Source organism: Actinomadura rubteroloni (assembly GCF_002911665.1).
Lineage (GTDB): Bacteria > Actinomycetota > Actinomycetes > Streptosporangiales > Streptosporangiaceae > Spirillospora > Spirillospora rubteroloni.
The window spans coordinates 2,555,147-2,582,138 of the sequence record NZ_MTBP01000001.1; the positions used below are offsets into that span (position 1 = coordinate 2,555,147).

Annotated in this window: 18 protein-coding genes and 1 rRNA gene; 10 read left to right on the plus strand and 9 right to left on the minus strand. The window is 72.8% G+C overall.

The window, feature by feature from the left end; genetic code table 11:
- Positions 1-49 precede the first annotated feature (49 nt).
- From BTM25_RS11360 to BTM25_RS11370, 3 genes are read right to left on the minus strand one after another with little or no spacing between them, the layout of a single operon-like run.
- The gene (locus BTM25_RS11360; RefSeq protein ID WP_168212079.1) at positions 50-949 is read right to left on the minus strand and encodes a patatin-like phospholipase family protein; all 900 of its coding nucleotides are present in this window, start codon (positions 947-949) and stop codon (positions 50-52) included.
- Positions 946-9,150: a type I polyketide synthase gene (locus BTM25_RS11365; protein WP_103562632.1), complete on the minus strand. Its 8,205-nt coding sequence runs from the start codon at positions 9,148-9,150 to the stop codon at positions 946-948. Before BTM25_RS11365 ends, BTM25_RS11360 begins: the two co-directional genes overlap by 4 nt.
- A gap of 26 nt (positions 9,151-9,176) precedes the next feature.
- Positions 9,177-10,550: a wax ester/triacylglycerol synthase domain-containing protein gene (locus BTM25_RS11370; RefSeq protein WP_103562633.1), complete on the minus strand. Its 1,374-nt coding sequence runs from the start codon at positions 10,548-10,550 to the stop codon at positions 9,177-9,179.
- 315 nt (positions 10,551-10,865) lie between these two features.
- Between BTM25_RS11370 and BTM25_RS11375 the strand changes: the two genes are divergently transcribed.
- The 7 genes from BTM25_RS11375 to BTM25_RS29160 all read left to right on the plus strand — a co-directional run bounded on the left by BTM25_RS11375 (position 10,866) and on the right by BTM25_RS29160 (position 17,250).
- Positions 10,866-11,243 carry a helix-turn-helix transcriptional regulator gene (locus BTM25_RS11375; protein ID WP_103562634.1) on the plus strand — a complete coding sequence of 126 codons (378 nt, stop codon included), beginning with the start codon at positions 10,866-10,868 and terminating at the stop codon, positions 11,241-11,243.
- Positions 11,244-11,286: 43 nt separating this feature from the next.
- Positions 11,287-12,822: an acyl-CoA synthetase gene (locus BTM25_RS11380; RefSeq protein ID WP_103562635.1), complete on the plus strand. Its 1,536-nt coding sequence runs from the start codon at positions 11,287-11,289 to the stop codon at positions 12,820-12,822.
- Between the two features lie 141 nt (positions 12,823-12,963).
- Positions 12,964-13,944, plus strand: coding sequence for a serine/threonine-protein kinase (locus tag BTM25_RS11385; RefSeq protein ID WP_146059029.1), 981 nt, complete (start codon positions 12,964-12,966; stop codon positions 13,942-13,944).
- A gap of 120 nt (positions 13,945-14,064) precedes the next feature.
- Entirely contained in the window at positions 14,065-15,204 is a 1,140-nt protein-coding gene (locus BTM25_RS11390; protein ID WP_103562637.1) for a serine hydrolase domain-containing protein, read from the plus strand.
- A 31-nt stretch (positions 15,205-15,235) separates the two neighbouring features.
- Positions 15,236-16,372: a winged helix DNA-binding domain-containing protein gene (locus BTM25_RS11395; RefSeq protein WP_235828340.1), complete on the plus strand. Its 1,137-nt coding sequence runs from the start codon at positions 15,236-15,238 to the stop codon at positions 16,370-16,372.
- A 239-nt stretch (positions 16,373-16,611) separates the two neighbouring features.
- A complete protein-coding gene (locus tag BTM25_RS29155; protein ID WP_146059030.1) occupies positions 16,612-16,893 on the plus strand; it encodes a hypothetical protein in 282 nt (93 codons plus the stop codon).
- Positions 16,894-17,250: a hypothetical protein gene (locus BTM25_RS29160; RefSeq protein WP_146059031.1), complete on the plus strand. Its 357-nt coding sequence runs from the start codon at positions 16,894-16,896 to the stop codon at positions 17,248-17,250.
- A gap of 72 nt (positions 17,251-17,322) precedes the next feature.
- Here BTM25_RS29160 and BTM25_RS11400 read toward each other — a convergent pair whose 3' ends face one another.
- A complete protein-coding gene (locus tag BTM25_RS11400) occupies positions 17,323-17,844 on the minus strand; it encodes a pyridoxamine 5'-phosphate oxidase family protein (protein WP_103562639.1) in 522 nt (173 codons plus the stop codon).
- A gap of 144 nt (positions 17,845-17,988) precedes the next feature.
- On the opposite strand from BTM25_RS11400, the gene BTM25_RS11405 reads away from it, so the two are divergent.
- Positions 17,989-18,432 (plus strand): DUF1877 family protein, encoded by a 444-nt coding sequence (locus tag BTM25_RS11405; RefSeq protein ID WP_103562640.1) that lies wholly within the window; start codon positions 17,989-17,991, stop codon positions 18,430-18,432.
- Between the two features lie 4 nt (positions 18,433-18,436).
- Here BTM25_RS11405 and BTM25_RS11410 read toward each other — a convergent pair whose 3' ends face one another.
- The 3 genes from BTM25_RS11410 to BTM25_RS11420 all read right to left on the minus strand — a co-directional run bounded on the left by BTM25_RS11410 (position 18,437) and on the right by BTM25_RS11420 (position 21,203).
- Positions 18,437-19,516: a fatty acid desaturase family protein gene (locus tag BTM25_RS11410; RefSeq protein ID WP_103562901.1), complete on the minus strand. Its 1,080-nt coding sequence runs from the start codon at positions 19,514-19,516 to the stop codon at positions 18,437-18,439.
- Between the two features lie 200 nt (positions 19,517-19,716).
- Positions 19,717-20,802: a baeRF2 domain-containing protein gene (locus BTM25_RS11415; RefSeq protein ID WP_103562641.1), complete on the minus strand. Its 1,086-nt coding sequence runs from the start codon at positions 20,800-20,802 to the stop codon at positions 19,717-19,719.
- A 35-nt stretch (positions 20,803-20,837) separates the two neighbouring features.
- A complete protein-coding gene (locus BTM25_RS11420; RefSeq protein ID WP_205648030.1) occupies positions 20,838-21,203 on the minus strand; it encodes a VOC family protein in 366 nt (121 codons plus the stop codon).
- A 35-nt stretch (positions 21,204-21,238) separates the two neighbouring features.
- On the opposite strand from BTM25_RS11420, the gene BTM25_RS11425 reads away from it, so the two are divergent.
- Positions 21,239-24,400, plus strand: coding sequence for a BTAD domain-containing putative transcriptional regulator (locus tag BTM25_RS11425; RefSeq protein WP_103562642.1), 3,162 nt, complete (start codon positions 21,239-21,241; stop codon positions 24,398-24,400).
- 4 nt (positions 24,401-24,404) lie between these two features.
- On the opposite strand, the gene BTM25_RS11430 is transcribed toward BTM25_RS11425, so the two are convergent.
- Together BTM25_RS11430 and BTM25_RS11435 are read right to left on the minus strand one after the other, a co-directional pair.
- Positions 24,405-25,205: an ABC transporter permease gene (locus BTM25_RS11430; protein WP_103562643.1), complete on the minus strand. Its 801-nt coding sequence runs from the start codon at positions 25,203-25,205 to the stop codon at positions 24,405-24,407.
- Complete coding sequence (locus BTM25_RS11435) at positions 25,202-26,173, minus strand: ATP-binding cassette domain-containing protein (RefSeq protein ID WP_103562903.1); 972 nt, start codon at positions 26,171-26,173, stop codon at positions 25,202-25,204. The genes BTM25_RS11430 and BTM25_RS11435 overlap by 4 nt, the downstream gene beginning before the upstream one ends.
- 724 nt (positions 26,174-26,897) lie before the next feature.
- Here BTM25_RS11435 and BTM25_RS11440 point away from each other — a divergent pair.
- Positions 26,898-26,992: ribosomal RNA gene (locus BTM25_RS11440) — 16S ribosomal RNA — on the plus strand; the annotation flags it as partial.

The following is a 26,992-nucleotide window of genomic DNA, read 5'->3' on the forward strand; positions in this document are numbered from 1 at the left end:
CGAAACATAGGCGAGCGGTCAGGGTCGTGGCAAGTCGTCGCTCCCCGTCTCATGCGCCGGGCCGGCGGGTGCCGACTCTCTTGCGGGCGGACTTGCCGACCTGGCCTTCCAGGCGGAGGTAGGCGGCCGTGGCCTGGTAGGCCGCCTCCATGTAGTGCTCGCCCTCGTATCGCGCCCGCGCGGTGTCGAAGCCGTAGATCCGGCGCAGCATGTTCAGGCCGTGCGGAGGGCTGCGGCGTCCGATGGGCAGGAGATGCACTTCGGTGCCTTCGGGCAGGTCGCGCAGAAGCTTGTCGAAGAGGAAGCGGAAGCTTCCTTCCGTGGGGCCTTTCTCCCAGAGCGTGCGCGGGAAGCTGGGCGCCTCGCTGAAATCGCTCGCCTGGAGGACGTAGACGGTGCGGGCGCCCAGGTGGAGGGCCCGGTCGACGGGGACGGGGTTGATGAACCCCCCGTCGATGTAGTTCGCGCCGTCGACCTTCGTGTGCGCGATCATGGCGGGCGCGGCCCCGGCGGAGAGCAGGGCGGGGATGAGCGGCCCGGAGTCGAACCAGTGCTCGCGCAGGGTGCCCAACTGGACGGCGTTGCACTCGAAGTGCACGGCCAGTTCGTCGAACGTGCGGGCCTTGATGTGGCGCTGCACGATTGATCGCACGCAGTTCTGCGCCTCGGTTCTCGCCCGTGGCGAAATCAGCCTGGCCACGGCGTGCGGGATCGTCCATTCGAGCGGCGGCGCGGTGAGGATCTCGGTCCAGCAGTCGTACACCGAGCCGAGGACGCCGGCGCCGGAGCGGTCGGCGAACGCCGCGCCGATGATGGCTCCGGCGGAACTCCCGAGGACGATGTCGGGCCGGATTCCCGCCTCGGCGAGGGCGGCCAGCATGCCCAGTTCGGTGCTCGCCATCTTGCCGCCTCCGCTGAGGACGAACGCGACCGGTCCGGACGGGCTCATGTCAGGTCCTCCGCCCAGGTCTCGGCGGCCTGCGCCGTGGCGGCGGCGCGGGTCGTCATCATGGTCACGTGGTCGCCGGGCGTGCGTTCCGTGCGTCCGGCGTGCGCCCAGTCGGCGCTCGTGCCGGGCATGGCCTCTTCGGCCCGCAAGGCCAGGACGGGACATTGGAGCGTGCCCGGAGTCCATGCGCCGAACAGTTCCGCGTAGCGCATCATGGCGGACACGTTCGCCTCGTCGAGCAGGGGGAGAAGGTCCATCCGCGCCCAGAGGCGGTCAGCCGTCCGGGCGATGTCGCGCGGGTCGTTCCGGTTGACGTCGGCGGGGTCGAGAAGGACGAGCCCGGCGGGGCGCCGTCCGTCCTTCTCGCACTGCTCGGCGACGGCGTGCGCGAGCCACGCGCCGGACGAGTGCCCGAGGAGGACGAAGGGGGAGTCCGCCGCCTCGGCCAGCACCGTGCGGGCCGCCGCGCGGCTGAACGCGTCGGCCGTCGCGGGCAGCGGCTCGCCGTCGGAGAAGCCGGGCAGGGTGAGGGCGACGACGTCGCGGCGCCCCTGGAAGAACCCGGCGAACTCGCCGTACTGCTCGGGCGCCGCGGGGGCGAGGATCGACGGCAGGCAGAACAGGCGCGGCGTGGCACGCCCCTCGGAAAGGCGCACCGGCCGGACGGCGAGGTCGGCGGAGTCGCCGCCGGAACGGCGTTCGCGGGCGTCGACGGCTTCCCGCAGGAACGCGACCTTCTCCTCCAGATCCCGGTCGTCGCCGAGAACGCGCTGGACGCGCGCGGCGGTGTCGTCGGCCGACGGCCGCCCTCCCGGCCGCGCCGCGAGCCTCGCGTCGATCTCGCGGGCCAGTTCAAGCGGAGTCGGGTGGTCGAACACCAGGGTGGTCGGCAGTTTCAGCTCGGTCAGCCGGTTCATGTGGTTGCGGAGCTGGACCGCCATGAGCGAGTCGAACCCCATCTCGCGGAACCGCCGGCCGGCGTCGATCTCCTCGGCCCGGCTGTGGCCGAGGACGGACGCCGCCTGCGCGCGGACGACGCCCAGCAGCTCGCGGACGCGGTCGTCGGCCGGGAGCGCGGCGAGCCGTTCGCCGAGCGGCGCCGGGCCCGTCTCGGCGGGACGCGCGGTCGCCTTCGCCCGCTGCGGACGGACGAGTCGGCGCAGCACCGGCGGCACCCCGTCCTCGGGCCGTCCGGCGAACGCGCCCGCGTCCAGACGGGCGCCGATGAAGAACGGCCGTCCGTCGGAGAGAGCGGCGTCCAGGAGGGCCAGGCCGTCCTGGTCGGACAGGCCGAGCAGTCCGTTCTGCGCGAGGCGTGCCCGGTCGGTGTCCGCGAGCGCTCCGGTCAGCTCGCTGGTCCGCTCCCAGAGCCCCCACGCCAGGGACGTCGCGGGCAGGCCGTGCTGGCCGCGATGCAGCGCCAGGGCGTCCAGGACCGCGTTGGCGGCCGAGTAGTTCGCCTGCCCGCCCGCGCTGAGCACCGACGCCACGGACGAGTAGAGCACGAACGCCGCCAGGTCCGACCGCCGGGTGAGCCGGTGCAGGTTGAGCGCCGCGTCGGCCTTCGGACGCAGGACGCGGTCGATCCGCTCGGGCGTCAGCGCGGTCATGACGCCGTCGTCGACCACGCCCGCCGTGTGGACGACGGCGGTCAGCGGGTGCTCGGCGGGGATGCCGTCCAGCAGCCGCCGCAGCGCCGCCGGGTCCGCCGCGTCGCAGGCGGCGATCGTGACCTGTGCGCCGAGGGCCGTCAGCTCGGCGCGCAGGGCGTCGGCGCCGGGCGCGTCCGGCCCCCGGCGGCCCGCCAGCAGCAGGTGGCGCAGGCCGTGCGCGGTGACCAGGTGCCGGGCGGTCAGCGCGCCGAGCGTGCCGGTGCCGCCGGTGACCAGGACGGTCCCGTCGCGGTCGGGCGCACGCGGCACGGTCAGGACGATCTTGCCGATGTGCCCGGCCCGCCGCATCCGCCGGAACGCGTCCCGCGCGTCCCGGACGTCCCATGACGTGAACGGCAGGGCGCGCAGGACGCCCCGGTCGAACAGGCCGCGCAGCGCGCCGAACAGGGCGTGCTGCCGTTCGGGATCGAGCAGGCCGAGATCGAACTCGGCGTAGGTGATGCCCGGAAGGTCCCGGGGGTCGCGCAGGTCGGTCCGGCCCAGCTCGATGAACCGTCCGCCGGGCGCCAGCAGCCGCAGGCTCGCGTCGAGGACGTCGCCGGTGAGGCAGTTGAGCACGACGTCCACGCCCCGGCCCCCGGTGGCCGCGCGGAAGTGCTCCTCGAAGGCGGTCGAACGGGACGAGGCGATGTGCGCGTCGTCCAGGCCGAGCGCCCGCAGCGCCGGGTGCTTGGCGGGCGAGGCGGTGGCGAAGACCTCGGCGCCGAGATGCCGGGCGACCTGCACGGCCGCCAGCCCGACGCCCCCGGTGGCGGCGTGGACGAGCACCGCGTCCCCGGGCCGCACCGCGGCGAGTTCGGCGAGCCCGTGCCAGGCGGTCAGGAACGCCACCGGGACGGTCGCGGCCTCGGGGAACGTCCAGTCGTCCGGGACGGGGACGACCAGCCGCGCGTCGGTGACCGCCGTGGACGCGAACGCGGTGCTCCCGGTGAAGACGCCCATCACCCGGTCGCCGGGCGCCACGCCCGTCACCCCGGGCCCGGTCTCGGCGACGACGCCCGCGCCGTCGAAGCCCATGAGCGGCCAGACCCGGTGCCGCTCCACGAGCCCGGACGCGACCGCGACGTCGCGGAAGTTCATCGCGGCGGCGCGGACGGCCACCCGGATTTCGCCCGGCCCGAGCGGCGCTTCGTCGGCCGGGACGATCCGCAGGCTGTCGGGGTCGCCCGGCTCCAGGTCGAGGCGCCACGGCCGCTCGTCCGGCGCGTCGCCCGGCCGGGACGGGACCAGGCGCGGAACGTGCAGGGTCCCGTCGCGCAGCGCGAGCCGAGGCTCGCCGGTGCCCAGCGCGGACGCGACCGACGCCGCGTCCCCGTCGAGCAGGACCAGCCGGCCCTGGTGCTCGGACTGCGCGCACTGGACCGCGCCCCAGACCGCCGCGTGCGCGAGATCGGTCACCGCGTCGCGCGGATGGACGGCGACCGCCCCCCGCGTGAGGACGACCAGCACGCCGGGCCGCTCGTCGTCCAGCCACTCCCGCACCTCCGACAGCACATGGCCGACCGTTTCGTGCAGAGACTCGGCGCTCTCGGGCACCCCGCCGCGCGGGCAGACCAGGACGCAGACGTCGGGCGCCGGGACACTCGACGCGCGCAGGGCGGCCACGTCGGGATGGACGGCCGCGTCGGGGACGCCCGCCGTCGCGTCCGGGGAGCCGATCAAAGCCCACGTCCGCGCGTCCGGAGCGGCGCGGTCCGGCGGCGGCACGACGGGCCAGTCGAGCCGGAACAGGTTGCCGGAGCCGGTCGCCGACAGCCGCTCCACGGCCCGCAGAGCCAGCGACCGGACGGTCAGGACAAGGCGGCCGGTCGCGTCGGCGATCGTCACGCCGTAGGCGTCCGGTCCCGTCCGCGACAGCCGGGCCCGCAGCGTGGCGGCGCCGACGGCGTGCAGCCGGACGTCCTGCCACGAGAACGGCATCCGCAGCCCGTCCGCCGCGTCGCGCAGCGTGCCGTGCAGCGCCGCGTCGAGCAGCGCGGGATGCAGGGCGTACGCGTCGGTCTCGTCGCCCGTGAGCGCGATCTCCGCGAACACGTCGTCGCCGCGGGACCAGGCGGCCCGCAGGTTGCGGAACGCGGGACCGTACCGGTAGCCGCGCTCCGCGAGCCGGTCGTAGAAGCCGTCCAGCGGGACGGGTTCGGCGCCGGGCGGCGGCCACGCGGCCAGGTCGCCGGTGTCGGACGGCGGGGGATCGCCGGCCGTGCCCGTGGCGTGCCGCGTCCACGGCTGCCGCGCCGGGGCCGACTCCGGGCGGGAGAAGATCTCCAGGGAGCCGTCCTCGTCCACCGTCGCCTGGAACCGCACCGGCTCGTCGGCGGGCATGACCAGCGGAGCCTCCAGGATCAGTTCCTCGACGCCCTCGAACCCGGCCCGGTCGGCCGCCTGGAGGGCCATCTCCAGGAACGCGGTGCCCGGGAACAGGACGGCGTCGTGCACCGCGTGGTCGGCCAGGAACGGGTGGGTCCGCAGGGACACCGATCCGGTGAGCAGCAGCGCCGGGGAGCCCGCGAGGTCCGTCGCGGCGCCGAGCAGCGGGTGGCCCGCGTCCTCCAGGCCCGCCGCGGGCAGGTCGGCCGTGCGCGGGCCGTCGGCGTCGAGCCAGTAGCGCTTGTGCTGGAAGGCGTAGGTCGGCAGGTCGAGACGGCGCGGCGCGGTGCCCGCGAAGGCCCGCGACCAGTCGACGGCGACCCCGTGCGCGTCGGCCTCGGCGACCGCGAGCCGGAACCGCCGCAGGCCGCCCTCCCCGCGCCGGAGCGTTCCGAGCGCGACGGCGTCGGCCCCGGCGTCGTCGACGACCTCCTGCATCCCCATGGTCAGGATCGGGTGCGGGCTGATCTCGATCAGCGCCCGGTGGCCCGCCGCGAGCGCGGCGCGGAGCGCGGGGTCGAAGCGGACGGGGTCGCGCAGGTTCGTGAACCAGTACCCGGCGTCCAGCGCCTCGGTGTCCAGGAGGCCGCCGGTGACGGTCGAGTAGAACGGGACGTCCGACGCCTTCGGCCGGATGCCGTCCAGGTCGTCCAGCAGGCGGTCGCGAAGCCGTTCGACGTGCGCCGAGTGCGACGCGAAGTCCACGGCGATCCGGCGCGCCCAGACGCCCTCGGCCTCCAGTTCCGCCAGCAGGGACACGACGGCGTCGGTGTCGCCGGAGACCACGACCTCGCCGGGGCCGTTGATCGCCGCCACCGACAGCCGTCCGTGCCGGGCGAGCCGTTCGGCCGCCGCGTCGGGCGGCAGCGCGACGGTCGCCATCGCGCCCGTCCCGGCCAGCACGCGCAGCGCGCGGGCGCGCAGGGCCACCACGCGGGCGGCGTCCTCCAGGGACAGCGCCCCCGCGACGACGGCCGCCGCCATCTCGCCCTGGCTGTGCCCGAGCACCGCGTCCGGGACGACGCCGTGGTCCTCCCACACGGCGGCGAGCGACACCATCACCGCGAACAGCGCGGGCTGGACGACGTCCGTCCCCGCGTCCTCCGGGACGCCGGCGCGCAGCAGCCCGGTGAGCGACCGGCCGACGTAGGGCGCCAGCGCTTCGTCGCACTCGGCGATCCGCCGCGCGAACACCGGGGACCGCTCCAGCAGCTCGGCGGCCATCCCCGCCCACTGGGACCCCTGGCCGGGGAAGACGAACACGTTGCGGGCGCCGTGGACGTCCGCGCCCCGCACCAGGCCGGGGGCGTCGGTACCGCCGGCCAGCGCCGCGAGGCCGTCGACGAGCGCCGCGCGGTCGTCGCCCACGACGACGCCCCGGTGCTCCAGCCGGGCCCGCGCCGTCGCCAGCGTCCAGCCCACGTCGGCGGCGCGGGCGTCGGGGTTCTCCCGGACGTACCGCAGCAGCCGGTCCGCCTGCGCCCGCAGCGCCTCCGGGGACCGGGCCGTGAGCACCCACGGGAGCCCCGGGACGTCCTGCGGCGCCCGGCCGCCGGCCCGCTCGGACGGCGACTGCTCCAGGATGACGTGCGCGTTCGTGCCACTGATGCCGTACGCCGACACGGCCGCCCTGCGGACCCGGCCCGTCCGGGGCCAGTCCCGGTTCTCGCGCAGGACGCGGACGTGGCCCCGCGACCAGTCCACGTCCGGGTTCAGCCGCTCCGCGTGCAGGCTCTTGGGCAGGACGCCGTGGCGCAGCGCCAGCACCGTCTTGATGACCCCGGCGACGCCCGCGGCGGCCATGCTGTGGCCGATGTTCGACTTGACCGACCCGAGGAACACCGGGTGCCCGGCGGACCGTCCGTAGGCGGCCAGCAGGGAGCGGGCCTCGATCGGGTCGCCGACCCTGGTGCCCGTCCCGTGGGCCTCCACGAGGTCGATGTCGCCGGCCGTGAGGCCCGCGTCCTCCAGGGCCCGCCGGATCGCCAGCTCCTGCGCCCCGGCGTCGGGGACGGCCAGGCCCTCGCTCGCGCCGTCCTGGCTGAGCGCCGAGCCCCGGATGACGCCGAGCACGGGACGCCCGAGACGCACCGCGTCCGAGAGCCGGGCGAGGACGAGCATCCCTGCGCCCTCGGCCATGCCGAATCCGTCGGCGTCCGCCGAGAACGCGCGGCTGTGCCCGTCGTGCGACAGGGCGTGCTGGCGGCTGAAGTCGACCAGGAGCCCCGGCGTGCCGAGCACGCTCGCCCCGCCGGCGAACGCGAGCGAGCACTCGCCCGACCGCAGCGACCCGACCGCCTGGTGGACCGACGTCAGCGACGACGAGCACGCGGTGTCGATCGTCATCGCCGGGCCCATGAGCCCCAGCGCGTAGGCGATGCGGCCGGACAGGACGCTCAGGGTGCCGCCGGTCAGCATGTACCCGCCGGGACCGGCGCCGGCCTCGTGCATGCGCGGGCCGTACTCGGTGGCGAAGGCGCCGATGAACACGCCGGTGTCGCTCTCGCGCAGCGACAGGGGGTCCAGCCCCGCGCGCTCGCACGCCTCCCACGCGATCTCCAGCAGGATGCGCTGCTGCGGGTGCATGGCCGCCGCCTCGCGCGGGCTGATCCCGAACAGCTCGGCGTCGAACTCCGCCGCGTCCGCGAGGAAGCCGCCCTCCCTGGTGTAGGACGTCCCCGGCTTCCCGGAGTCCGGTTCGTACAGCTTGCGGGTGTCCCAGCCGCGGTCGTCGGGCAGGGCGCCGATCAGGTCGCGGCCTTCGACCACCGCGTCCCACAACTGCTCGGGGGTCGCGATGCCGCCGGGGAAGCGGCAGGCCATGCCGAGGATCGCGATCGGCTCGTGGGGGGCGTCCGGCTCGGCCGCGACGGGCTCCGGTTCCGGCGCGGGGGCGAGCGCCGCCGCCCAGTCCACCGCGACGCCGTGGCAGTACGCCTCCGCGACCGAGCGGGCGAACCGGTCGAGGCCGTCGTCGTCGCGGTCGACCGAACCGATCACGACCGCGTCCGCGCCCGCGTCCGCCTGGGCCGTGTCGCGCATCGGCGTCAGCAGGGACGGATGCGGAGTGCACTCGATCAGCGCGACCGGGCCGCCGGCGAGCGCGGACCGCGTCGCCTCCTCGAACCGGATCGGCTCACGGACGCAGCGGTGCCAGTGGTCGGCGTCCAGGAGCGCTCCATCGGTCTCGGTGCCCGTGGTCGCCGAGTGGAAGGGGACGCGGCCGGCGCGCGGCGCGATCCCGGCGAGCCGGTCGAGCATCGCCGTCCGGGCGCCGTCCAGGCGGACGGTGTGGGTCGGCGCGCCCGTCCGGACGGCCGTCGCGAACACGCCCTCGTCGTCGAGCGCGGCGAGGAGTTCGTCGCGCGCCCCGCGGTCACCGGAGACCAGCGTCCAGTCGGGCGCGTTGACGCCCGCGATCCAGAGCCGTCCGCCCCAGCGTTTCAGCTTCGCGGCGAGCGCCGGCACGGGCAGCCGGACGGCGGCCATGTCCCCGAGCGCCGCCACCCCGGCCTGCGCCTCGGCCGCCGCCGCGCAGGCCAGGGCGGCGTCGTCCAGCGACAGCGCGCCCGCCGCGTACGCCCCGGCCGCCTCGCCGATGCACTGCGCGAGCACGGCGGCGGGCTCGACGCCGAACGACCGCCACAGCTCCGCGAGGGACACCATCACCGCGAACAGAGCCGGCTGGCAGACTTCGACGCGGTCCCAGGCCGGGTCGCCGTCCGGCAGCGTGTGCGGGGACCGGTCGGCGTCCAGCGCCCGAGCGCACTCGTCGAGACGGCGGGCGAACGGGGGAGAGGCGTCGCGCAGCGCGCGGGCCATTCCCGGCCACTGGCAGCCCGCGCCCGGGAACACCAGGACGGGCCGCCGCGCGGACGGCGGCGCGCCGGTCACGAGCGACGGCGCCGAGCGTCCGGCGGCCAGGGCGTCCAGGCCGTCGAGGAGCTGTGTCCGGTCCGCCGCGAGGACGACCGCTCGGTGGCGGCCCGCCGTGTCCCGCGCGGCGAGGTCGGCCGCCAGGCCGCCGATGTTCGGGTTCCCGGCCGCGCGGACCTCGCCGGCCAGCGTCGCCGCCGCCGAGCGCAGCGAGGTCGCGTCGGGAGCCGACAGCACCAGCGGGGCCCGCTCAAGACGGCCGATGGCGACGTGGAATTCGTGCATGACATGCCTTTCAGGGTGATTTGTGGTCAGGTGCGCGCCGGGTCGGCCAGCGCGAGGACGGCGCCGACGTTCTTCTGGACGAGGCGGCCGAACGAGGACGTGTCGGTGACCGCCGCCGGGTCGACGTTCAGGCCGAGCCCGGCGGTCTCGTCGTGGGACATCAGGACGGCGGTGCAGGCGCCGTGGACGCGCGGTCCGAAGACCAGCGTCGACAGGAGCCGCGCTCCGGCGATGTAGGCCGGACGCGGCACGCCGGGCACGCTGCTGGTCTTGAGGTCCTGGACGCCGCTCGTCCAGCGGGTCGCCCGCAGCAGCACCGGGACGGGCAGCACGGGGAACAGCGACGTCAGCGCCGCCGACCATCCGGCGAGCGGGGTCCGGCGCGCGCGCCGCAGCATCGCGCCCACTTCGGCGAGGCGGTCGTGCGGGCCCATCTCCTTGAGGGATCCGCCGAGCACGAGGCCGCCGACGATGTTGTTGCCGTCCTCCGGGCCGCCGTCGCGCACGTCCACCGGCACCGCGATCGACAGCGTGCCGCCGGCCCGTCCGTGGAGGCGGTGGTAGTCGGCGAATGCGCCGAGCATGATGGTGATGAAGGCCGCGGTGACCGTCGCGCCTGCGGTCTTCCCGGCCGCCTTCAGGTCGGCCAGCGGCATCTCGACGGCCTCGAACCGGCGTTCGCGCCCGCGTCGGGCGAGCAGCGGGGACCGCCGGGGGTCGACCGCCGTCCGCCCGAGCGAACGGACCAGCCCGTCGACCCGCGCGGGCAGGTCCCCCGGGGACGTCGACGCGTGCGCCAGGCCCGCCGCCAGCCGGGTCCCGCCGCGCCTGATCCGTCCGGGCGCGGAGCCGAGATCGCTCGCCAGCCCGCGCGCCGCGACCTCCCAGGGGCTCGCGTGGCGGGGGGCGTCGGGCGGCGGGCCGGGCGGACGCAGCGACGCCCGCCGCGAGCGGGGCAGCAGCGCGACCATCGCCCGCCGCAGGCCCGCGCCGTCGGCGAGGCAGTGGTGGAGCTTGATCACGATCGCCGCCCGGCCGGACTCGCCCTCCTCGGCGAGCACCGCGCGCCACGGCGGACGGGCGGGGTCGAAGACCGAGGCGCCGACGTCCTCGGCGAGGTCCAGCAGCTCGCGCCGTCCGCCCGGGGCGGGCAACCGGACGCGGTGGACGTGCGCGGCGAGGTCGAACGCCTCGTCCACCTCCCAGACCGGCCGGCCGATCCGCAGCGGCGGCTCGGCCACCCGGAGCCGCAGCCGCGGCAGGACCCCGGTCAGCCACGCGCAGCACTCCAGGAACCGGTCCCACTCCGGGACCCGGTCCAGCGTCCACACCATGACGACGTCGGTGCGCAGCGCGGCGTCGGAATCCATCCGCCACATCGCCGTTTCCATGCCATTCATAAGCGAGGCGGGACCCCATCCGTCGACACGCGGTGCGGTGGTCAAAGCGGCTCCGATCCAACGTTTCCCGGGAACGGACGGGCACTTGATCAATGACCGTCCCGAGCATCGCGCTCCGTCGTACCCCCGGTTTTCACCCCGATACTGGGTACTTTTGCCCAAGCCGCCGGGTCTTCTGCCGTGGGCACTGCCCGGGAGTGCGTTTCAGGATGCGAAATAACGGGCCGGGTCTTGACATCTCGCCGCGCGCTGGTGGACCTTACAAGAGAGGCCGCCGCATCCGGCGGCCTCCGATCGCTTCGGGCTCGGTAGTAAATGGAAGAGCACGTTCCGCCCGCCGTCGACCGGCCCGGGCAGGCCGACGTCATCGCGGAGGTCACCGCGGCCCTCGAGGTGATCGGAAGAACTCTGGCCGCACTGGAACGCCTGCTCGCTTCCCTCGAAAACGCACGTTCCACACAAGCGGGGGAAACGGCTGCACCGGCGGAATCGAGCGGTACGGCCGGGCGGCTCACCCGGCAGGAACGGCGGGTCCTCGACCTGATCTGCGCGGGAAAATCCAACCGGGAGATATCGCGTGCCCTCGGCATCGCCGAGAAGACCGCGAAGAACCACGTCTACTCGATATTCCGAAAGCTCGGCGTGCACAGTCGCCTGGAGGCGGCATTCGTCTGGACGGGCGACCGGGAGTGAGCGCCCGCAGACCGTTCCATTTCGACCACGACAGGAGGGCCGCATGTATCTGACCCAGGGACTCCACCGGGCGCTCCAGCAGAATCCGGACGCGCCGCTGACCGTCTTCGGCGACCGGATCCGCACCGTCGGGGAGAGCGCGGACCGCGTCATGCGGCTGGCGGGAGCGTTCCGGCGGCTCGGCATCGGCGCGGGCGACCGCATCGCGATCCTGTCGCTCAACTCGGACCGCTTCCACGAATACCTTCTGGCCACCTGGTGGATCGGTGCCGTGGTCGTCCCGCTCAACATCCGGTGGGCCGTCCCGGAGAACCGGTACGCGCTCCGGCAGTCGGGGGCGCGCGTGCTCCTGGTGGACGAGACCTTCGCGCCCCTGGCCGCGGACCTGCGCGACGACCTCGACACGGTCGTCCACTGCGCGGACGGGCCCGCGCCGCCGGACATGCTCGCCTACGAGGACCTGACCGGCGGCGACCCCGTGCCGGACGCGCGGTGCGGCGGGGACCGGCTCGCGGGCATCTTCTACACCGGCGGCACCACGGGCTTCCCCAAGGGCGTCATGCTGAGCCACGCCAACCTGCTCGTCTCGGCGATGGGCAGCCAGGCGGCGGTGGACTTCGCGATCCCGGGCGGACGGCTCCTGCACGCGTCCCCCATGTTCCACCTCGCCGACCTCGCGGCGTGGACGGCGCAGACCGTCGTCGGCGGCACCCACGTCATCGTCCCCGCCTTCGAGCCCGCGGCCGTGCTGTCGGCCGTCGAGACGCGGCGGGTGACGTCGACGCTGCTCGCGCCGGTCATGATCCGGGCGCTCGTCGACCACCCGGGGCTCGCGGCGAGCGAGCTGTCCAGCCTCCGGTCGATCGTCTACGGCGCCTCGCCCATCCCGGAGGAGACGCTGGAGCGCGCGATGGCGGCGCTGCCCGGGACCTCCTTCGTCCAGGCGTACGGGATGACCGAGCTGGCCCCCGTCGCCACCCTGCTCTCGGCCGCCGACCACGCCGCGCGCGAGCACCTGCGGACGTGCGGACGGGCCGCCCCGCACGCCGAGGTCCGGATCGTCGGCCCCGACGGCGCGGAGGTGCCGCGCGGGCAGGTCGGCGAGGTGGCCGTCCGGGGCGCGAACGTCATGCTCGGCTACTGGCGGGATCCCGAGCAGACGGCCGCCGCCGTCCGGGACGGCTGGATGCACACCGGCGACGGCGCCTTCATGGACGACGACGGCTACGTCCACATCGTGGACCGCCTCAAGGACATGATCATCAGCGGCGGCGAGAACGTCTACTCCACCGAGGTCGAGAACGCCGTCGCCGCGCATCCCGCCGTCGCCGCGTGCGCCGTCATCGGTGTGCCGGACGCGGAGTGGGGCGAACGGGTCCACGCCGTGATCGTCCTGCGGCCGGGGCACACGCTCACCCACGAGGAGATTCGCGAGCACTGCAAGCGCACGATCGCCGGATACAAGGCGCCGCGCAGCACCGAGTTCACCGACGAGCTGCCGTGCCTGCCCACCGGCAAGATCCTCAAGCGCGAGCTGCGGGAGCGCCACTGGAACGGCCAGCCGCGCTCCGTCCGCTGAACGTCCCGCGCACGGCGTCCGGCGCCGTCCCGCCGCGATGGCGGTCCGGGACGCGCAGGACCTCGGGCCGCACGGGCGCTACGTGTAGATTCGCGCCCGGTGGACGAGCTACGTCCTGTGTTCGGCCGGAAAGGGCTTCTCGTGGCGGCAGCGGAGGCAGCGGACTCCTGGTACGTCGACCCGCTTCTCGTCGCTGCGGTCGTCGCCGTGTTCGTCGTGATCGGCGTCGTTCTGGCGCGGGGCCTCCGCCGCCGGGTGCCGCCGCCCGCCGTGCCCCCGGCCCCGGCCCCGGTCCCGGCCCCGGCCGCCGCCGCTCGTCCGGCGGACCGCTACACGCCGCTGGAGGAACTCGGCCGGGGCGGGATGGGCGTGGTCTGGCGGGCCAAGGACGTCGTGCTGGGACGGGAGGTGGCGGTCAAGCAGCTCCTCCCGCCGTCCGGTCTCGCGCCCGGCGCCCGGGACGCCGTGCGGGCGCGCATGCTGCGGGAGGCCAGGGCCGCCGCGCAACTCCACCACCGCAACGCCGTGACCGTTCACGACGTCATCATGGACCACGACTCGGTGCTCATCGTGATGGAACTCGTCAAGGCGGCGGCCCTCGACAGGACGGTCGCGTCGGACGGGCCGCTTCCGTCCGCGCGCGTCGCCGCTATCGGTCTCGCCCTGCTCGACGTCCTGGAGGCGGCGCACGCGCTCGGCATCATTCACCGCGACATCAAGCCCGCGAACGTCCTGGTCGGCGCGGACGGTTCGGTGAAGCTCGCCGATTTCGGCATCGCGCGGTTCGAGGGCGACCCGACGCTCACCGAGGCCGGCGCCATCATGGGCACGCCCGCCTACATGGCGCCCGAGCAGATCCGGGGGACGGAATGCACGCCCGCCACGGATCTGTGGGGCCTCGGCGCCACGTTGTTCTATGCCGTCGAAGGCCGTTCCGCATTCGGCCGTCCGAGCCCGACGGCGGCGATGGCGGCCGTCCTGACCGAGGCGCCGCCCGTCCCGCAACGCGCCGGCCGGCCTTTGGGCGCGCTGCTGACGGGTCTGCTCGCGAAAGACCCGGCCGCGCGTCCGACCGTGGCCCGACTCCGCGCCGAACTCGCACAGTTCACCGGAACGGCCTGAGCCCCACCGCGAAGTGCTACCGGACGCGGCGAGCGCTGTCCGGCGACGCATTGTTGCCGCTCCCCGGCGTGGCTACCGTTCGGGTTGTTCATCGTGAGGTGCGTCACCTGGGGAGCGGTCATGAAGAGAATGGGCAGAACGGGCGTGCTCATGGTGACCGTCGCGGCGACGGTCGCGGTCTGCGGTGCCGCGGTCGCGGCGCCCGCCCCGCCGAGCGCCCTCCAGTCCGGCTTGGACGCCGTGGTCACGGCGAACGGCGGCGGCGCGATCGGACTGGTCCGCGCGGACGGGACCGAGCAGACCGCCGCCTCCGGTCACGGCGACCTCTACGCGGGCGCGAAGGCCGACCCTGCGGCGCAGTTCCGCATCGGCAGCAACACCAAGGCGTTCGTGTCGACGGTTCTGCTGCAGCTCGAAGCCGAGGGAAGACTTTCGCTGGACGACACGGTCGCCCGATGGCTGCCAGGCGCGCTGCGCGACGGTGACAAGGTGACCGTCCGGCAGTTGCTGAACCACACCAGCGGCATCTACGACTACATGTCCGACCTGGGACTGCTCGTCACCTACGGCGTCAACCTCTTCGCCGACCTCAAGTACACGCCGCAGCAACTCGTCGACATCGCCAACCGGAACAAGCCGTACTTCGCGCCCGGCGGCGGCTGGCACTACTCCAACACCAACTACATCCTCGCCGGAATGGTGATCCGGGCCGTCACCGGCCACGACCCGGCCGCCGAGATCAACCGGCGCATCATCGTCCCGCTGGGCCTGACCAGCACCTATCTCCCGACCGGTGCATCGAAGCTGTCGGGCGATTTCATGCACGGCTACGAGTTCTTGTTGGACGTCTCGGCGTCCAACACCTACGTGACCGGCACCGCCGGCGGCATCGTCTCCACCCTCAAGGACGAGGCGAACTTCGCGCGGGCGCTGCTGACCGGGAAACTGCTGCCGCCGAAGCAGATGGAAGAACTCCGGACCGCGGCGCCGACCGGCACCGACGGCACCGGCTACGGCATCGGATTGGTCCGAGCGCAAACTCCGTGCGGGGTGGCGTGGATGCACAAGGGCGCCGTCCTCGGCTACATCAACACCTGGATGTCCACGCCGGACGGACGCCGCCAAGTGGTCATCGCCATGAACGTCTACCCCGGAATGAACAGCGGCACGATCGACCAGGCCGCATCGAACACGTTCTGCGCCGGACAGACGGCCACCACCGCACGGACCCCTGAGCCCGTCGTCCCACTGCCCTGGTAGCGGCCAGAATCTGACCGCTTCGGCTGCCATCGTGGCGTCGAGAGTGGCCGCCGAGAGCAAGGACGCAGCAGTGAAGACACGCCTCACCACCCGGGCGCTCAACCGCGCGACGCTGGCCCGCCAACTCCTGCTCGACCGCGCCGACCTCCCGCCCCTGGACGCCGTCGGACACCTGTGCGGCCTGCAAGCCCAAGAACCGCAGGAGCCGTTCATCGGCCTATGGACGCGCCTGCGCACCTTCGACCCGGCGACGCTCTCGAACCTGCTGGTCCAACGGCAGGTCGTACGAACCCATTTGATGCGCCGCACCGTCCACCTGGTCACGGCCACCGACGCCCTGGCCTGGCGCTCCCGCCACGACGCCATGCTGCGCCAGCGGGTGCTGACGACCTACCGCCGAGAACTAGAAGGAGTAGACCTCGAAGAACTGGCAAGAGCAGGCCACGCGATCATGGCCGACGGCGAGCCCCGCACGATGGCCGAACTGGCACGAGCCGTATCCGACCGCTGGCCGTCCCCACCCCCAAGGGCACTAGGCGAAATGCTAGTCGCGGCCCTACTCCCGATGGCGCAACTCCCGCCACGCGGCCTATGGCGACAACGAGCAGGCGTCCGCAACGCCCTGCTCACATCCTGGCTGGGCCGCGCCCCAGACCCCCTCTCCACCGACGCCGAAGACCCGGTGGGCCAAACCCTGGTCCGCCGCTACCTAGCCGCATTCGGCCCGGCAACGACCGCCGACCTACGCGCCTGGTGCGGACTAACCGGCCTCCCGGCCGCCGTGACCGCCCTACGCCCAGAACTCATCACGTTCCACGACGAAAACGGCCGAGAACTACTGGATCTCCCCGAAGCCCCCCGCCCCGACCCCGACACCCCAGCCCCCGTCCGCTTCCTCCCAGCCTTTGACAACGCCCTGCTCGGCTACCACGACCGAACCAGGATCGTGGACGACGCCCACCGCAACCTCTCAGTAGCAGGCACCAGAGTCGTCCTCGTAGACGGCCGAGTAGCCGCAACCTGGACCACGAAAAACAACACCCTGACCATTACCCCCCTCCACCCCCTCACCCCCCACGACCGCACAGCCATAACCGAAGAAGGCGAAACCCTGGCCTCCTTTCTCTCCGAAGGCGCCAGCACCGCCCTCCACATCACCGACCCCTGACCGGCCGGCGTCTTCGTGTCACCTCCATGGTGAGTGCTTGTCGACTTTCTGGAATTCGATACTCGTTGACATTCTTCGGATCTTGCGTATCGAGTCGCCGACACGCACACCTTCTACGTGCTGGCGGGTCCCGCCCCGGTCCTTGTCCACACCTGTGGGGTCGCGCTCGGGATGAGGGGGAGGGCCGCCTACAGGAATTCGCCGAGTCAAACGGACATACACACTTCTTGGATATGGCTATGGACGATGCCCTGGGTTCGGTGCGGAATGTAGCGTTCTGGAAGCCAAATGTGCGCGTGCACATTATTCTCGATGGATTCGATCATGCCGAGAACCCTGCCGCCGCGTTCAAAGCAGCCTATGACCGAGGGGCTGGGGACAACTGGTTCACCACGGAACGGGAGATGAAGATCGTCGGCGATGCGGTCCGTCGCGGCTATCGGACATGGGATAGTATAACCTTTTATCGCGACGGGCAAGCAGTAGAAGATTTTCCAAAACCGGACTTTTCGGGAGGATGAATGGCCGGATCTGTCGAATGGGATCGCCAATTTCAATTGTGGCACTATAATGTAAGATATTCGCGACTGCTGATTCGTGGAATCGATCAAAGTTTGACGCCGAAGCGGGTTGAAATACTATTTAGCAACGTTGAATATCTGCGTGTGCGATCTCTATATGATTCGATTTCCATTCGCGAAATCGCCACGACGGATCGACGGCTGGTGGGCATTCCGGAAGATTTCCCAATGCGTGGAAAGATATTTTCAATTAACGATGGCACCGATTACGTCATCGCCACGCATTGTCAATGGGCTGAAGATGACGGCGGTGCCCATTCGCCATCCAGTTTTGGCTCGTTGCAAGGTGTTGAATAACGCCGCCCTGTCTTTTTCTACGATCTCCTTGTTATGCTTGACTGTGATTATTTTTATGTGCCGTGCGGATTATTAATGGAAGCGCCAGCGGGTTGCGCCGTAGGGTTCGGTGGTGGCGACGCCGAAGGCGGTGTGGACGGTGATGCGGTAGGCGTGCCACGGGGGCGGGCCCGCGCTGGGGGCGCTGTAGGGGGCCGTGAGGGCGTCGCCGTCCACCTCGGCGGGCCAGCCGCCTTCGCTGTAGGCGCGGGCGACCGCGGTGAGGGTTTCGGGGTCGGTGACGCGGGTTGCTTCGCCTTCGAGGATGAGGTCGATGCCCTGGAGGCGTATCGAGAGCGTGCAGGACGGGTTGGCGGCCAGGTTGCGGGATTTGCGGGTGTCCGGGCCGCTGGTGAAGTAGAGGTCGTCGTCCAGCCAGAGGGCGCCGATGCCGGCGGAGTGGGGACGGCCGTCCGGTCGCGTCGTCCCGAGGAACACCGGGGTGCTCATCTCGACCAGGTCGACCTTCAGGCGCTCATGGGCTCTGCTCCACGGCAGCGCCGGGTCGTCGTAGATGTCGAGGTTGGTGGTCGAGGTGGGCTCTCGCTGCGGCATGCGCCGTCCTCCCGGTCGGATCGTGCGGTCTGTTCATGAGACCAGCGGACGGCCGGAAACTCATCGACCGCCCGTGCCGTGCGTGTGTCGGTGGCGCTGGTTAGGGTCGTCCGCGGGACAGGCCGAGGGATCGGGAGCGGGAACATGGCGATGGCGCACTGGCTGCAGGCCGTGACGGACGAGGAGGCGGCGACACTCCGGCGCGACGCGTCCTCGATCGACCGTCTCGATACGGCGCTGTCGTGCTGGACGCATCTGTACGCGGCCGTCGAGTACTTCGCGGCCCCGCTCAAGCCCGGCGAGAGCGTGACGAGTGCGGCGCTGGAGACCGGCTGGTTCCACCTGCTCAGTCCGGACGAGGTCGCCGAGAACGCCGAGCGTCTAGCGAAGCTGGATATGGAGCGGCTGCGCGCGGAGGTGGCGCGGGCGGACTTCGACGCGCTGATCGACGAGCACGAGCTGTACGAACTGGAACTGCTCCAACCCGCCGAGGCCCCCGATTTCATCGCCGACGAGGTCGAGCGGCTCGCCGAGTTCTACGCCGTCGCCGCGGGCAAGAACCTGGGCGTCGCCTTCTACATCACGTGAGCCGCTAGGGGAGCGAGAGGCGGAAGATCTTCTTCCACGTGCTGCCGACCTGCCGCGCCAGCGACCCCGAGTTGTACGGAAGGTCGTACTTGTCGCACAGCGCCCGCACCTGCGGGGCGATCTTGGCGAGCCGGTGGCTGGGCATGTCCGGGAACAGATGGTGCTCGATCTGGTGGCTGAGGTTGCCGCTCAGCAGGTCCAGCACCCGCCCGCCCGCGATGTTCGCCGAGCCGGTGAGCTGCCGGACGTACCACTGCCCGCGCGTCTCGCCGTCCAGCCGTTCGGGCGGGAACACCTGGACGTCCTCGGGGAAGTGGCCGCAGTAGATGATCGTCGTCGCCCACAGGTTCCGGACGGTGTTGGCCACGAAATTGGCGGCCAGCGTCGACCCGAACCGCCGCCCGGACAGCAGCGGGAACGCCACATAGTCCTTGCTCCACTGCCGGACGATCTTCTCCCGGATCCTCCGGAGCTTGGCGCGCGTGACCTCCGGGTCGTCCTCCTTGGCCAGGACCTTGTCGAGTTCCAGGTCCGCGACCGCGACGCCGTACTCGAAGAACGCCATCAGCAGCAGCGCGTACAGAGGCTGCGCGACGCACGCCGGGTTCCACGGCTGCTCGGGCGTGATGCGCAGGAGACCGAACCCGAGGTCGTCGTCCACGCCGATCACGTTGGTGTTCGTGTGGTGGACGACGTTGTGCAGGTGCTTCCACAGATCAGCGGGAGCGACCGCGTCCCACTCCCAGGTCGTGGAATGGATCTTCGGGTCGCGCATCCAGTCCCACTGGCCGTGCATGACGTTGTGCCCGATCTCCATGTTCTCCAGGATCTTGGCCAGGGAGAGCGTGACCGTCCCGGCCGCCCACACCGAACGCCGCAGCGCGGTGCGCCGGTCCCGGGGAAGCAGCGCCGCGATCTGGAGGACAGCGCGCCCACCCGCCTCCAGACCCCGCTGCCAGGCGATGACCCGGTGGATATAAGCGGCGTCACGAGCGCCCAGCTCGGCGGTGACGCGCTGGCGCAGAGCGTCCAGTTCGACGGCGATGGCTTCGTGGTCGGCATCGGTGAGGTGCACAGTCGGCATGTCGATCCACACGGTCGGGGGCGTATCGGGGACGGACCGCCCCGGGTCGACCGGCAGCGTTCACGTCATGACACGACGTTGCCCCATGGACGGATGGGCAAGGAATGCAGTCGAGTGCGAATACAACACTCCATCTCCGTACTCGGCGACGAACTCCGTACCCGGAGACGCGCTCTGAGTGAGCAACGCACACCCACGGCTCAGGACGGGTCGGGGTAGCGGAGGACAGCGCCGACGCCGAGTTCGGCGTTCGGGCCGTCGGAGGGCAGGACGACCAGTTCGCCGTCCGTGGCCGCCACGCCGCGCACCAGGGCCGCGTCCGCGCGGTCCTCGACGGGGTCGGGGACGCCGCGGCGGAGCAGTTCGTCCCGGGTCGCCGCGATCTGGTCCGGTTCGGGGCCGACCCACAGGTGTGCGGGCGCGTCGGGGTCGTCCAGAAGAAGGCTCGCGACGCGTCCGTCGCGGACGGCCGCCACCGTCGCGGGCAGCCCCGCCACCGCGCGCTCCCCGCGCGCCAACTCCCGCTCGAACCGCTCGGCGACCGAGAACACCCGCTCGGCGGCCTTCAGTTCCAAGACGCGCGCGACATCGGAGTCCAGGCCGGGCCCGCAGCCCCGATCGGACTCGACCGTCCGGGACAGGACGCCCTCGGACACCTCCTCCAGCACCGCCGTCCGGGCGCGGACGTCGCCCGCCACCACGACCGCCTCCGCCCGGTGCCGCCGCGCCGCGCGGTCCAGCGCGCGGCCGACGCGCCGGGCGTTGCCGCGCCACACCGTCTCCGCCGACCGCTGGGCGCGGGCCTCGTCGCGGTCCCGTCCGGACGCGCCGCGCGGCTCGGGCTCGCCCGGCACGTCGATCCGCCGCCGCACCCCCGCCGCGCTCACGCAGTCGATCTCCCCGCCGCGCCGGTCCACGACCGCGACCAGGTACGGGACGCGCTCGCCCCGCGCCGCGAGGTACGGCACGACGTGCGGGAGCGGCGCCGCCCGCGCGACCGGCGCCGACGGCGCGACGTCCAGCGCCTCGACCCGCGCCGAGCCGTCCGCCGCCGCGAACACCGCGAGCCCCCCGGTCCGCCGGTCGCGCAGGACGCCCGCCACCGCCCGGTCGGCCGCCGCGAGCGCCCGGTCGGCCGCGCCCTGCCCGGACAGTTCCGCCCGCAGCGCGCGCCAGCGCAGCTCGGCGGCCTTCGCGGCGTCCTCGTCGGGACGCAGCAGCTCGGCGTAGACGGACACGAACGGGCCGGGACGGCGGTACAGGGGCTTCAGGAAAGACAGATCCATGCGGCCCGGGCTACCCGTCCCGCGCGTGTCAAACGTCACTCCGGCGGAACGATGAGACAGAACTCGTTGCCCTGCGGATCGGCCAGCACGGTCGTCAGCCAGCCCCCGTCGTCGAACGGCCCGCGCACGACGGACGCGCCGAGCCCGAGCGCCCGCGGCAACCAGACGTCCATGTCGGACACGCGGAGATCGAGATGCATCCGGTTCTTCACGGTCTTCGGCTCCGGGACGCGCTGCAACAGCATTCGCGTCACACCGTCGGCGTCCAGCACCGCTTCGTACCGTCCACCGTCGCCCCGGACGGTCCAGCCGAGCAGATCCGCCCAGAACGGCGCGAGCGCGGTGGGGTCCGCGCAGTCCAGCACCCACACGAGGTCCACCATGCGCACCTCCGTGCTCATTTCGTCCCCCTCCAAACGCGGGGGACAATGGCCGGGTGCGCATCGGAATCCTCGGGACCCTCGACGTCCGGGACGAGACGGGCCGCGCCGTCCCCGTCCGCGGCGCACGCCTGCGCGCCCTGCTGATCCGGCTCGCCCTGGACCCCGGCCGGCCCGTCTCGGCCGACCGCCTCCTGGACGACCTGTGGGACGGCGACCCGCCCGGCGGCAACGCGCTCCAGGCCGTCGTGTCCCGGCTGCGCGCCGCCGCCGGACGCGACCTGGTCGAGCACGGCCCCACCGGGTACCGGCTCGCGCTCGACCCGTCGGCCGTGGACGCCGTCGCGTTCGAGCACGCCGTGGCCACCGCCCGCGCCGACCCCGACCCGCGCCGCCGCGCCGCGTCCCTCGGCGCCGCGCTGGACCTGTGGCGCGGCCCCGCCCTCGCCGACGTCGCCGGCGCCGCGTTCGCCGCCCCCGCGATCACCCGGCTGGAGGAGGCGCGGCTCACCGCCGTCGAGGACCGCGCCGACGCCGACCTCGCGCTCGGCGCGGGCGCCGGGCTCGCCGCCGAACTCGAACCGCTCGTCGCCGCGCACCCGCTGCGCGAGCGGCTGCGCGGCCTGCTGATGCGGGCGCTCGCCGCCGCCGGACGGCCCGCCGACGCCCTGAGCGTCTTCGCCGACGGCCGGGACGTCCTCGCCGACCGGCTCGGCACGGACCCCTCGCCCGAACTGACGGCCGTCCACCTCGCGCTGCTGCGGCGCGAGCCCGCCCCGGCGCCCGCGCGCCGCACCAACCTGCCCGCCCGGTTCACGACGTTCGTCGGACGCGAGTCGGAGACCGAACGGGTCCGCAAGCTCGTCCGCGAGTCCCGGCTCGTCACGCTCACCGGCCCCGGCGGCGCGGGCAAGACGCGGCTGTCGGCCGAGGCCGCCGCCGGGCTCCTGGACGACACGCCGGACGGCGTCTGGTTCGTCCCGCTCGCCTCGGTCAGCGACGGCCGCGACATCCCCGCCGCCGTCCTCACCGCGCTCGGCGTCCACGAGAGCCTGCTGCTCAGCGAGAACCGCGCGCCGATCCCGCCGCTGGACCGGCTCGCCGAGGTCCTGACCGGGCGCGACGCCGTGCTCGTCCTCGACAACTGCGAGCACCTCGTGGACGCCGTCGCGACCGTCGTGGACCGCGTGCTCGGCGCCGCCCCGGCCGTCCGCGTCCTCGCCACCAGCCGCGAACCGCTCGGCATCACCGGCGAGGCGTTGTGCCCGGTGCCGTCGCTGCCGCTGCCGCCCGAGGACGCCGGGCCCGCCGACGCGCTCGCCCACGCGTCGGTCCGCCTGTTCGCCGACCGCGCCGCCGCCGTCCGGCCCGGCTTCGAGGTCGACGCCGCGACCGCGCCCGACGTCGTGCGGATCTGCCGCGCCCTGGACGGCATCCCGCTCGCCATCGAACTCGCCGCCGCGCGGCTGCGGTCCCTCACCCCCGCGCAGGTCGCCGAGCGCCTGGACGACCGATTCCGGCTGCTCACCGCCGGGAGCCGCACCGCGCTGCCCCGGCACCGCACGCTCCGCGCCGTCGTCGACTGGTCCTGGGACCTCCTGGACGACGCCGAACGCACCGTCCTGCGCCGCCTGTCGGTGTTCGCCGGCGGCGCCACGCCGGACGCCGCCGGAGCCGTCTGCGGGGACGGCGACGCCACCGACCTCATCGACGTGGTCGCCGCCCTGGTCGAGAAGTCCCTGGTCATGGCCGACGGCGACACCGAGGTCCGGTACCGGCTGCTGGAGACCGTCCGCGTCTACGCCGCCGAACGGCTCGCCGACGCGGGGGAGGAACGCGCCGTCCGCGACCGGCACGCCGCCTGGGTCGCCGCGTTCGCCGCCCGCGCCGAGCCCGAGCTGCGCCGCGCCGAGCAGCTCCGCTGGGCCGACCGGCTCGCCGCCGAGCGCGACAACTGCGCCGCCGCGCTGCGGCACTGCGTGGACGTCCGGGACGTGCCGTGCGCCGTCCGGCTCGTCGGGTCGCTCGTCTGGTTCTGGTTCATGCGCGACCTGGAGCGGGAGGCGGGCGGCTGGGCCCTGGAGGTCGACGCGATCGCGGGCGACACCGCGCCGCCCGGCCTCGCCGAGGAATTCGCGATCATGAAGTTCAGCGCCCGGCTCGTCAGCGAGATGCTCGACAGCGAGGGCCCCACCCCGGGCAGCCTCCGCATCGCCCTGAACGACGCGCTGCGCGTCGTCCCGCCCGAGCCCGCCCACCCCGGCCTGGTCGTCGTCAGGGCGCTGTCCTGCCTGTTCAGCGGCGACTACGCGCTCTGCGGCGAACGGCTCGCCGCCATCGCCGACCACCCCGACCCGTGGGTGCAGGGCGCCGTCCGGCTCGGCACCGCGTTCCTCGCCGCCAACGACGGGGACATCGCGACCGCCGAGGTGCACGCCGAGGCCGGGCACGCCATCTTCGCCGGGCTCGGCGACCGCGTCGGCATGATCATCGGGCGGACCGCGCTGATGCGCCTCGCCCTCGCCCGCGGCGACCTCGACACCGCCCTGCGGCACGGCGAACGCGCCCACGCGCACGCCGTCACCGGCGTCAGCCCCGAACAGGGCGCGTCGGTGCTGGTGGAGACCGGGAAGGTCCGCGCGTACGCCGGGGACATCGCCGGCGCCGAGCGCGACCTGCGCCTCGGCATCGTCCAGTCCGAACGGGTCGGCGAGTTCTCCGAGGCCGCGAACGGCTACGTCGGCCTCAGCGACATCGCCCGCCGCGCGGGGGACCTCGCCGCCGCCCGGGTGCCCCTAGAACACGCCTTCGGGCTGGTCGAACAGCGCATGTTCCGGCCCGACTTCGGCTCGACCGCGGTGAGCGTCCTCAGCCGCCTCGCCACCCTCGCCGCCCTGGAGGGCGATACCGAGGCCGCCGACCACTGGCACGCCCGCGCGTTCGCCCGCCTGGACGGCGACATCATGATCGGGAACCAGGGCGTCGCCGCCGTGCTGTGCGGGCTCGCGCTCCACCGCGCCGTCCGCGGCGACGCCGTCCGGGCCGCCGAACTGCTCGGCGCCGCGCAGGCCCTCAACGGCTACCGGGACGCCTACAACGACGATCTCCTCGCCGCGGAGGACGCGGCCCGCTCCGCGCTCGGCGACGCCTCCTACGAGGCCGCCCACGCGCGGGGCCGCGCCCTCTCCCGCGAGGAGATCCGCGCGCTCCGTGCCTGACGCGTCACGCCCGGCGCGCGTACATCCGCATGGCCAGCGGGAACGTCACCAGCAGGATCCCGGCCGCCCACGCCAGCGTGTACCAGACGTGGTTCCCGACGGGACCGCCGAGCATCAGCGCCCGCAAGGACTCGGTGAGATGCGAGACCGGGTTCGCCTTCGCCCACGTCTGCAGCCAGCCCGGCATCGTGGACGTGTCGGCGACCATGATGCTGCTCCCGAACGTCAGCGGCATCACCCACAGGAACGCCAGCCCCTGGACCGTCTCCGGGGACGGCGCCACCAGCCCGATCAGCACGGAGATCCAGCTCACCGCCAGGTAGAACACGTACGCCAGGCCGAACCCGGCCAGCACCGACAGCGGATCGGTGTGGAACCGGAACCCGAGCAGCGAACCGAACGCCGTCAGGCAGATCATCGACGTCGCAAACCGGACGGTGTCGCCGAGAATCGTCCCGACCAGCGGCGCGGACCGCGCGATCGGCAGGCTCCGGAAACGGTCGAACACTCCCTTGTGAATGTCCTCGTTCAACGCCGTGCCGAGGCCCATCGTGGCGAACATCGCCATCTGCGCGACCAGGCCGGGCAGCAGAACTTGCAGGTAGGCGCGCGTGCTGCCCTGGACCGCGCCGCCGAACACGTAAAGGAACAGCACCAGGAAGATGATGGGCATCAGCGTGCTGTCGATCAGCTTCTCCGGCGAGTGCCGGAGCTGTGCGATGTTGCGCCAGGCCAGCGTCAGCCCGTGGCGCAGCGTGCGGCGGGGGCTGATGCGGCGGGGCGGGGCGAGGACGGCGGTGGTCATGCCGGGCTCCCTTCCATGATCTTCTCGTCGGCGGTCTCGGCCGTGTGGCCGGTCAGGTTGAGGAACACCTCGTCGAGGCTCGGCATCCGCAGCGCCAGTTCGGTGACGGTGATGACGGCCTCGTCCAGCGCGCGGACCAGCGCGGACAGCACGGTCGCGTCCGGGACGGGGACGGACACCAGGCCCGAGTCGGACACGTCCGGCCGCTCGCCGGTGAGCCGCGTCACGATCGCGGTGAGCTGCTCGGTCCGGTGCGCCTCCGCAGCGCGGACGACCAGCGTCTGCCGTCCCGCGCCGGCCTTCAGCTCGTCGGCCGTGCCCTCGGCGATGACGCGGCCCTGGTCGAACACGACGATCCGGTCGGCGAGGGCATCCGCCTCCTCCAGGTACTGCGTCGTGAGCAGGACGGACGCGCCCTCGGACACGATCGTCCGGACGGTCTCCCACACCTCGTTGCGGGCACGTGGGTCCAGGCCCGTGGTGGGCTCGTCCAGGAACACGACCTCGGGACGGTTCACCAGGCTCGCCGCCAGGTCCAGCCGGCGCCGCATGCCGCCCGAGTAGGTCTTCACGGCGCGTCCGGCGGCGTCGCTCAGCCGGAACCGCGCGAGCAGATCCCGCGCCCGCGCCTTGGCCTCGGCGCGCGGGAAGTCCAGGAGCCGTCCGATCATGACGAGGTTCTCGGTGCCGGTCAGCTCCTCGTCCAGGGACGCGTACTGGCCGGTCAGGCCGATCTTCGCGCGGACGCGGACGGCGTCGTGCACCACGTCGAAACCGCAGATCTCGGCGCGCCCGGAGTCCGGCTTGATGAGCGTCGCCAGCGTGCGGACGGCCGTGGTCTTTCCCGCGCCGTTCGGTCCGAGCACGCCGAGGACGGTTCCGCGTCCGACCGACAGATCCACTCCGGCGAGCGCATGGGTCGTCCCATACCTTTTGTGCAGGCCCTCGGCCCTGATGACTTCGTTCATGTCCATCACGGTGGCCGACGCCGCTGACAGGCCGCTTCCACGCGCTGACATCGGGCTGACGACCGATCTCCGCCCGGTATCAGCGAGCCGCGTCAACGCAGGTCGGAGTGCGTGAGCCCGGTGTCAGCGGCCGACCTGCGGACGTCCCGATTTGACGGCCGCCAGGGGCGAATCTAATGTTCTCCATGCCCCGAGGGACGCGGGACGCCGCAAGGCGGACGGTCTCCGGGGAATCACTTGGCGTAAGACGGTACGGACTACGGTTCGGGCCGGGGTACGCTTGAGTGAACAGCCCGGCACGGGATGCGGGACGCCTTCGAGGCGGACGGCCCGGTGGGACTCCTCTGATCGACCGTGGTGGCGGTTTCGGCCGTCTGGTTTGGTGTGGGGTGGGCTGGTCTCTTGTTCAAATCTGGTCCGGTGGGTCGGGTTTGACAGGGGGGAAGTTTCCGGTAAGTTAGAAGGGTTGCCCCGGAGCGAGCATCACGGAAGTGGTGGGAGCGCGGTGGGTGTCCGTTTCTTGAGAACTCAACAGCGTGTTAAAAGCCAGTGCCTTTATAACGGCCCGACATGGTTCGGGTCGTCCCCGAGGCCACTGTTTCGATGGTGGTCTGGGATTTCTTTGAGGCAAGCCGATCTCGTTTGGGGTCGGCATGCTGGGATTTCGATCCCTTCATGAGGTTTGGCATGTCCGGGGTTCGCCCCCTGGGTGTGTCGTTGGACCTTGATGGAGAGTTTGATCCTGGCTCAGGACGAACGCTGGCGGCGTGCTTAACACATGCAAGTCGAGCGGAAAGGCCCTTCGGGGTACTCGAGCGG

Excerpts from the sequence above, each read along its gene's own strand:
- BTM25_RS29160 (WP_146059031.1), top strand. The coding sequence starts at position 16,894 with ATGGCCGGATCTGTCGAATGGGATCGCCAATTTCAATTGTGGCACTAT.
- BTM25_RS11400 (WP_103562639.1), bottom strand. The coding sequence starts at position 17,844 with ATGCCGCAGCGAGAGCCCACCTCGACCACCAACCTCGACATCTACGAC.
- BTM25_RS11360 (WP_168212079.1), bottom strand. The coding sequence starts at position 949 with ATGAGCCCGTCCGGACCGGTCGCGTTCGTCCTCAGCGGAGGCGGCAAG.
- BTM25_RS11410 (WP_103562901.1), bottom strand. The coding sequence starts at position 19,516 with ATGCCGACTGTGCACCTCACCGATGCCGACCACGAAGCCATCGCCGTC.
- BTM25_RS11370 (WP_103562633.1), bottom strand. The coding sequence starts at position 10,550 with ATGAATGGCATGGAAACGGCGATGTGGCGGATGGATTCCGACGCCGCG.
- BTM25_RS11380 (WP_103562635.1), top strand. The coding sequence starts at position 11,287 with ATGTATCTGACCCAGGGACTCCACCGGGCGCTCCAGCAGAATCCGGAC.
- BTM25_RS11420 (WP_205648030.1), bottom strand. The coding sequence starts at position 21,203 with ATGAGCACGGAGGTGCGCATGGTGGACCTCGTGTGGGTGCTGGACTGC.
- BTM25_RS11390 (WP_103562637.1), top strand. The coding sequence starts at position 14,065 with ATGAAGAGAATGGGCAGAACGGGCGTGCTCATGGTGACCGTCGCGGCG.
- BTM25_RS11415 (WP_103562641.1), bottom strand. The coding sequence starts at position 20,802 with ATGGATCTGTCTTTCCTGAAGCCCCTGTACCGCCGTCCCGGCCCGTTC.
- BTM25_RS29155 (WP_146059030.1), top strand. The coding sequence starts at position 16,612 with ATGGACGATGCCCTGGGTTCGGTGCGGAATGTAGCGTTCTGGAAGCCA.
- BTM25_RS11430 (WP_103562643.1), bottom strand. The coding sequence starts at position 25,205 with ATGACCACCGCCGTCCTCGCCCCGCCCCGCCGCATCAGCCCCCGCCGC.
- BTM25_RS11435 (WP_103562903.1), bottom strand. The coding sequence starts at position 26,173 with ATGAACGAAGTCATCAGGGCCGAGGGCCTGCACAAAAGGTATGGGACG.
- BTM25_RS11365 (WP_103562632.1), bottom strand. The coding sequence starts at position 9,150 with ATGCACGAATTCCACGTCGCCATCGGCCGTCTTGAGCGGGCCCCGCTG.
- BTM25_RS11405 (WP_103562640.1), top strand. The coding sequence starts at position 17,989 with ATGGCGATGGCGCACTGGCTGCAGGCCGTGACGGACGAGGAGGCGGCG.
- BTM25_RS11375 (WP_103562634.1), top strand. The coding sequence starts at position 10,866 with ATGGAAGAGCACGTTCCGCCCGCCGTCGACCGGCCCGGGCAGGCCGAC.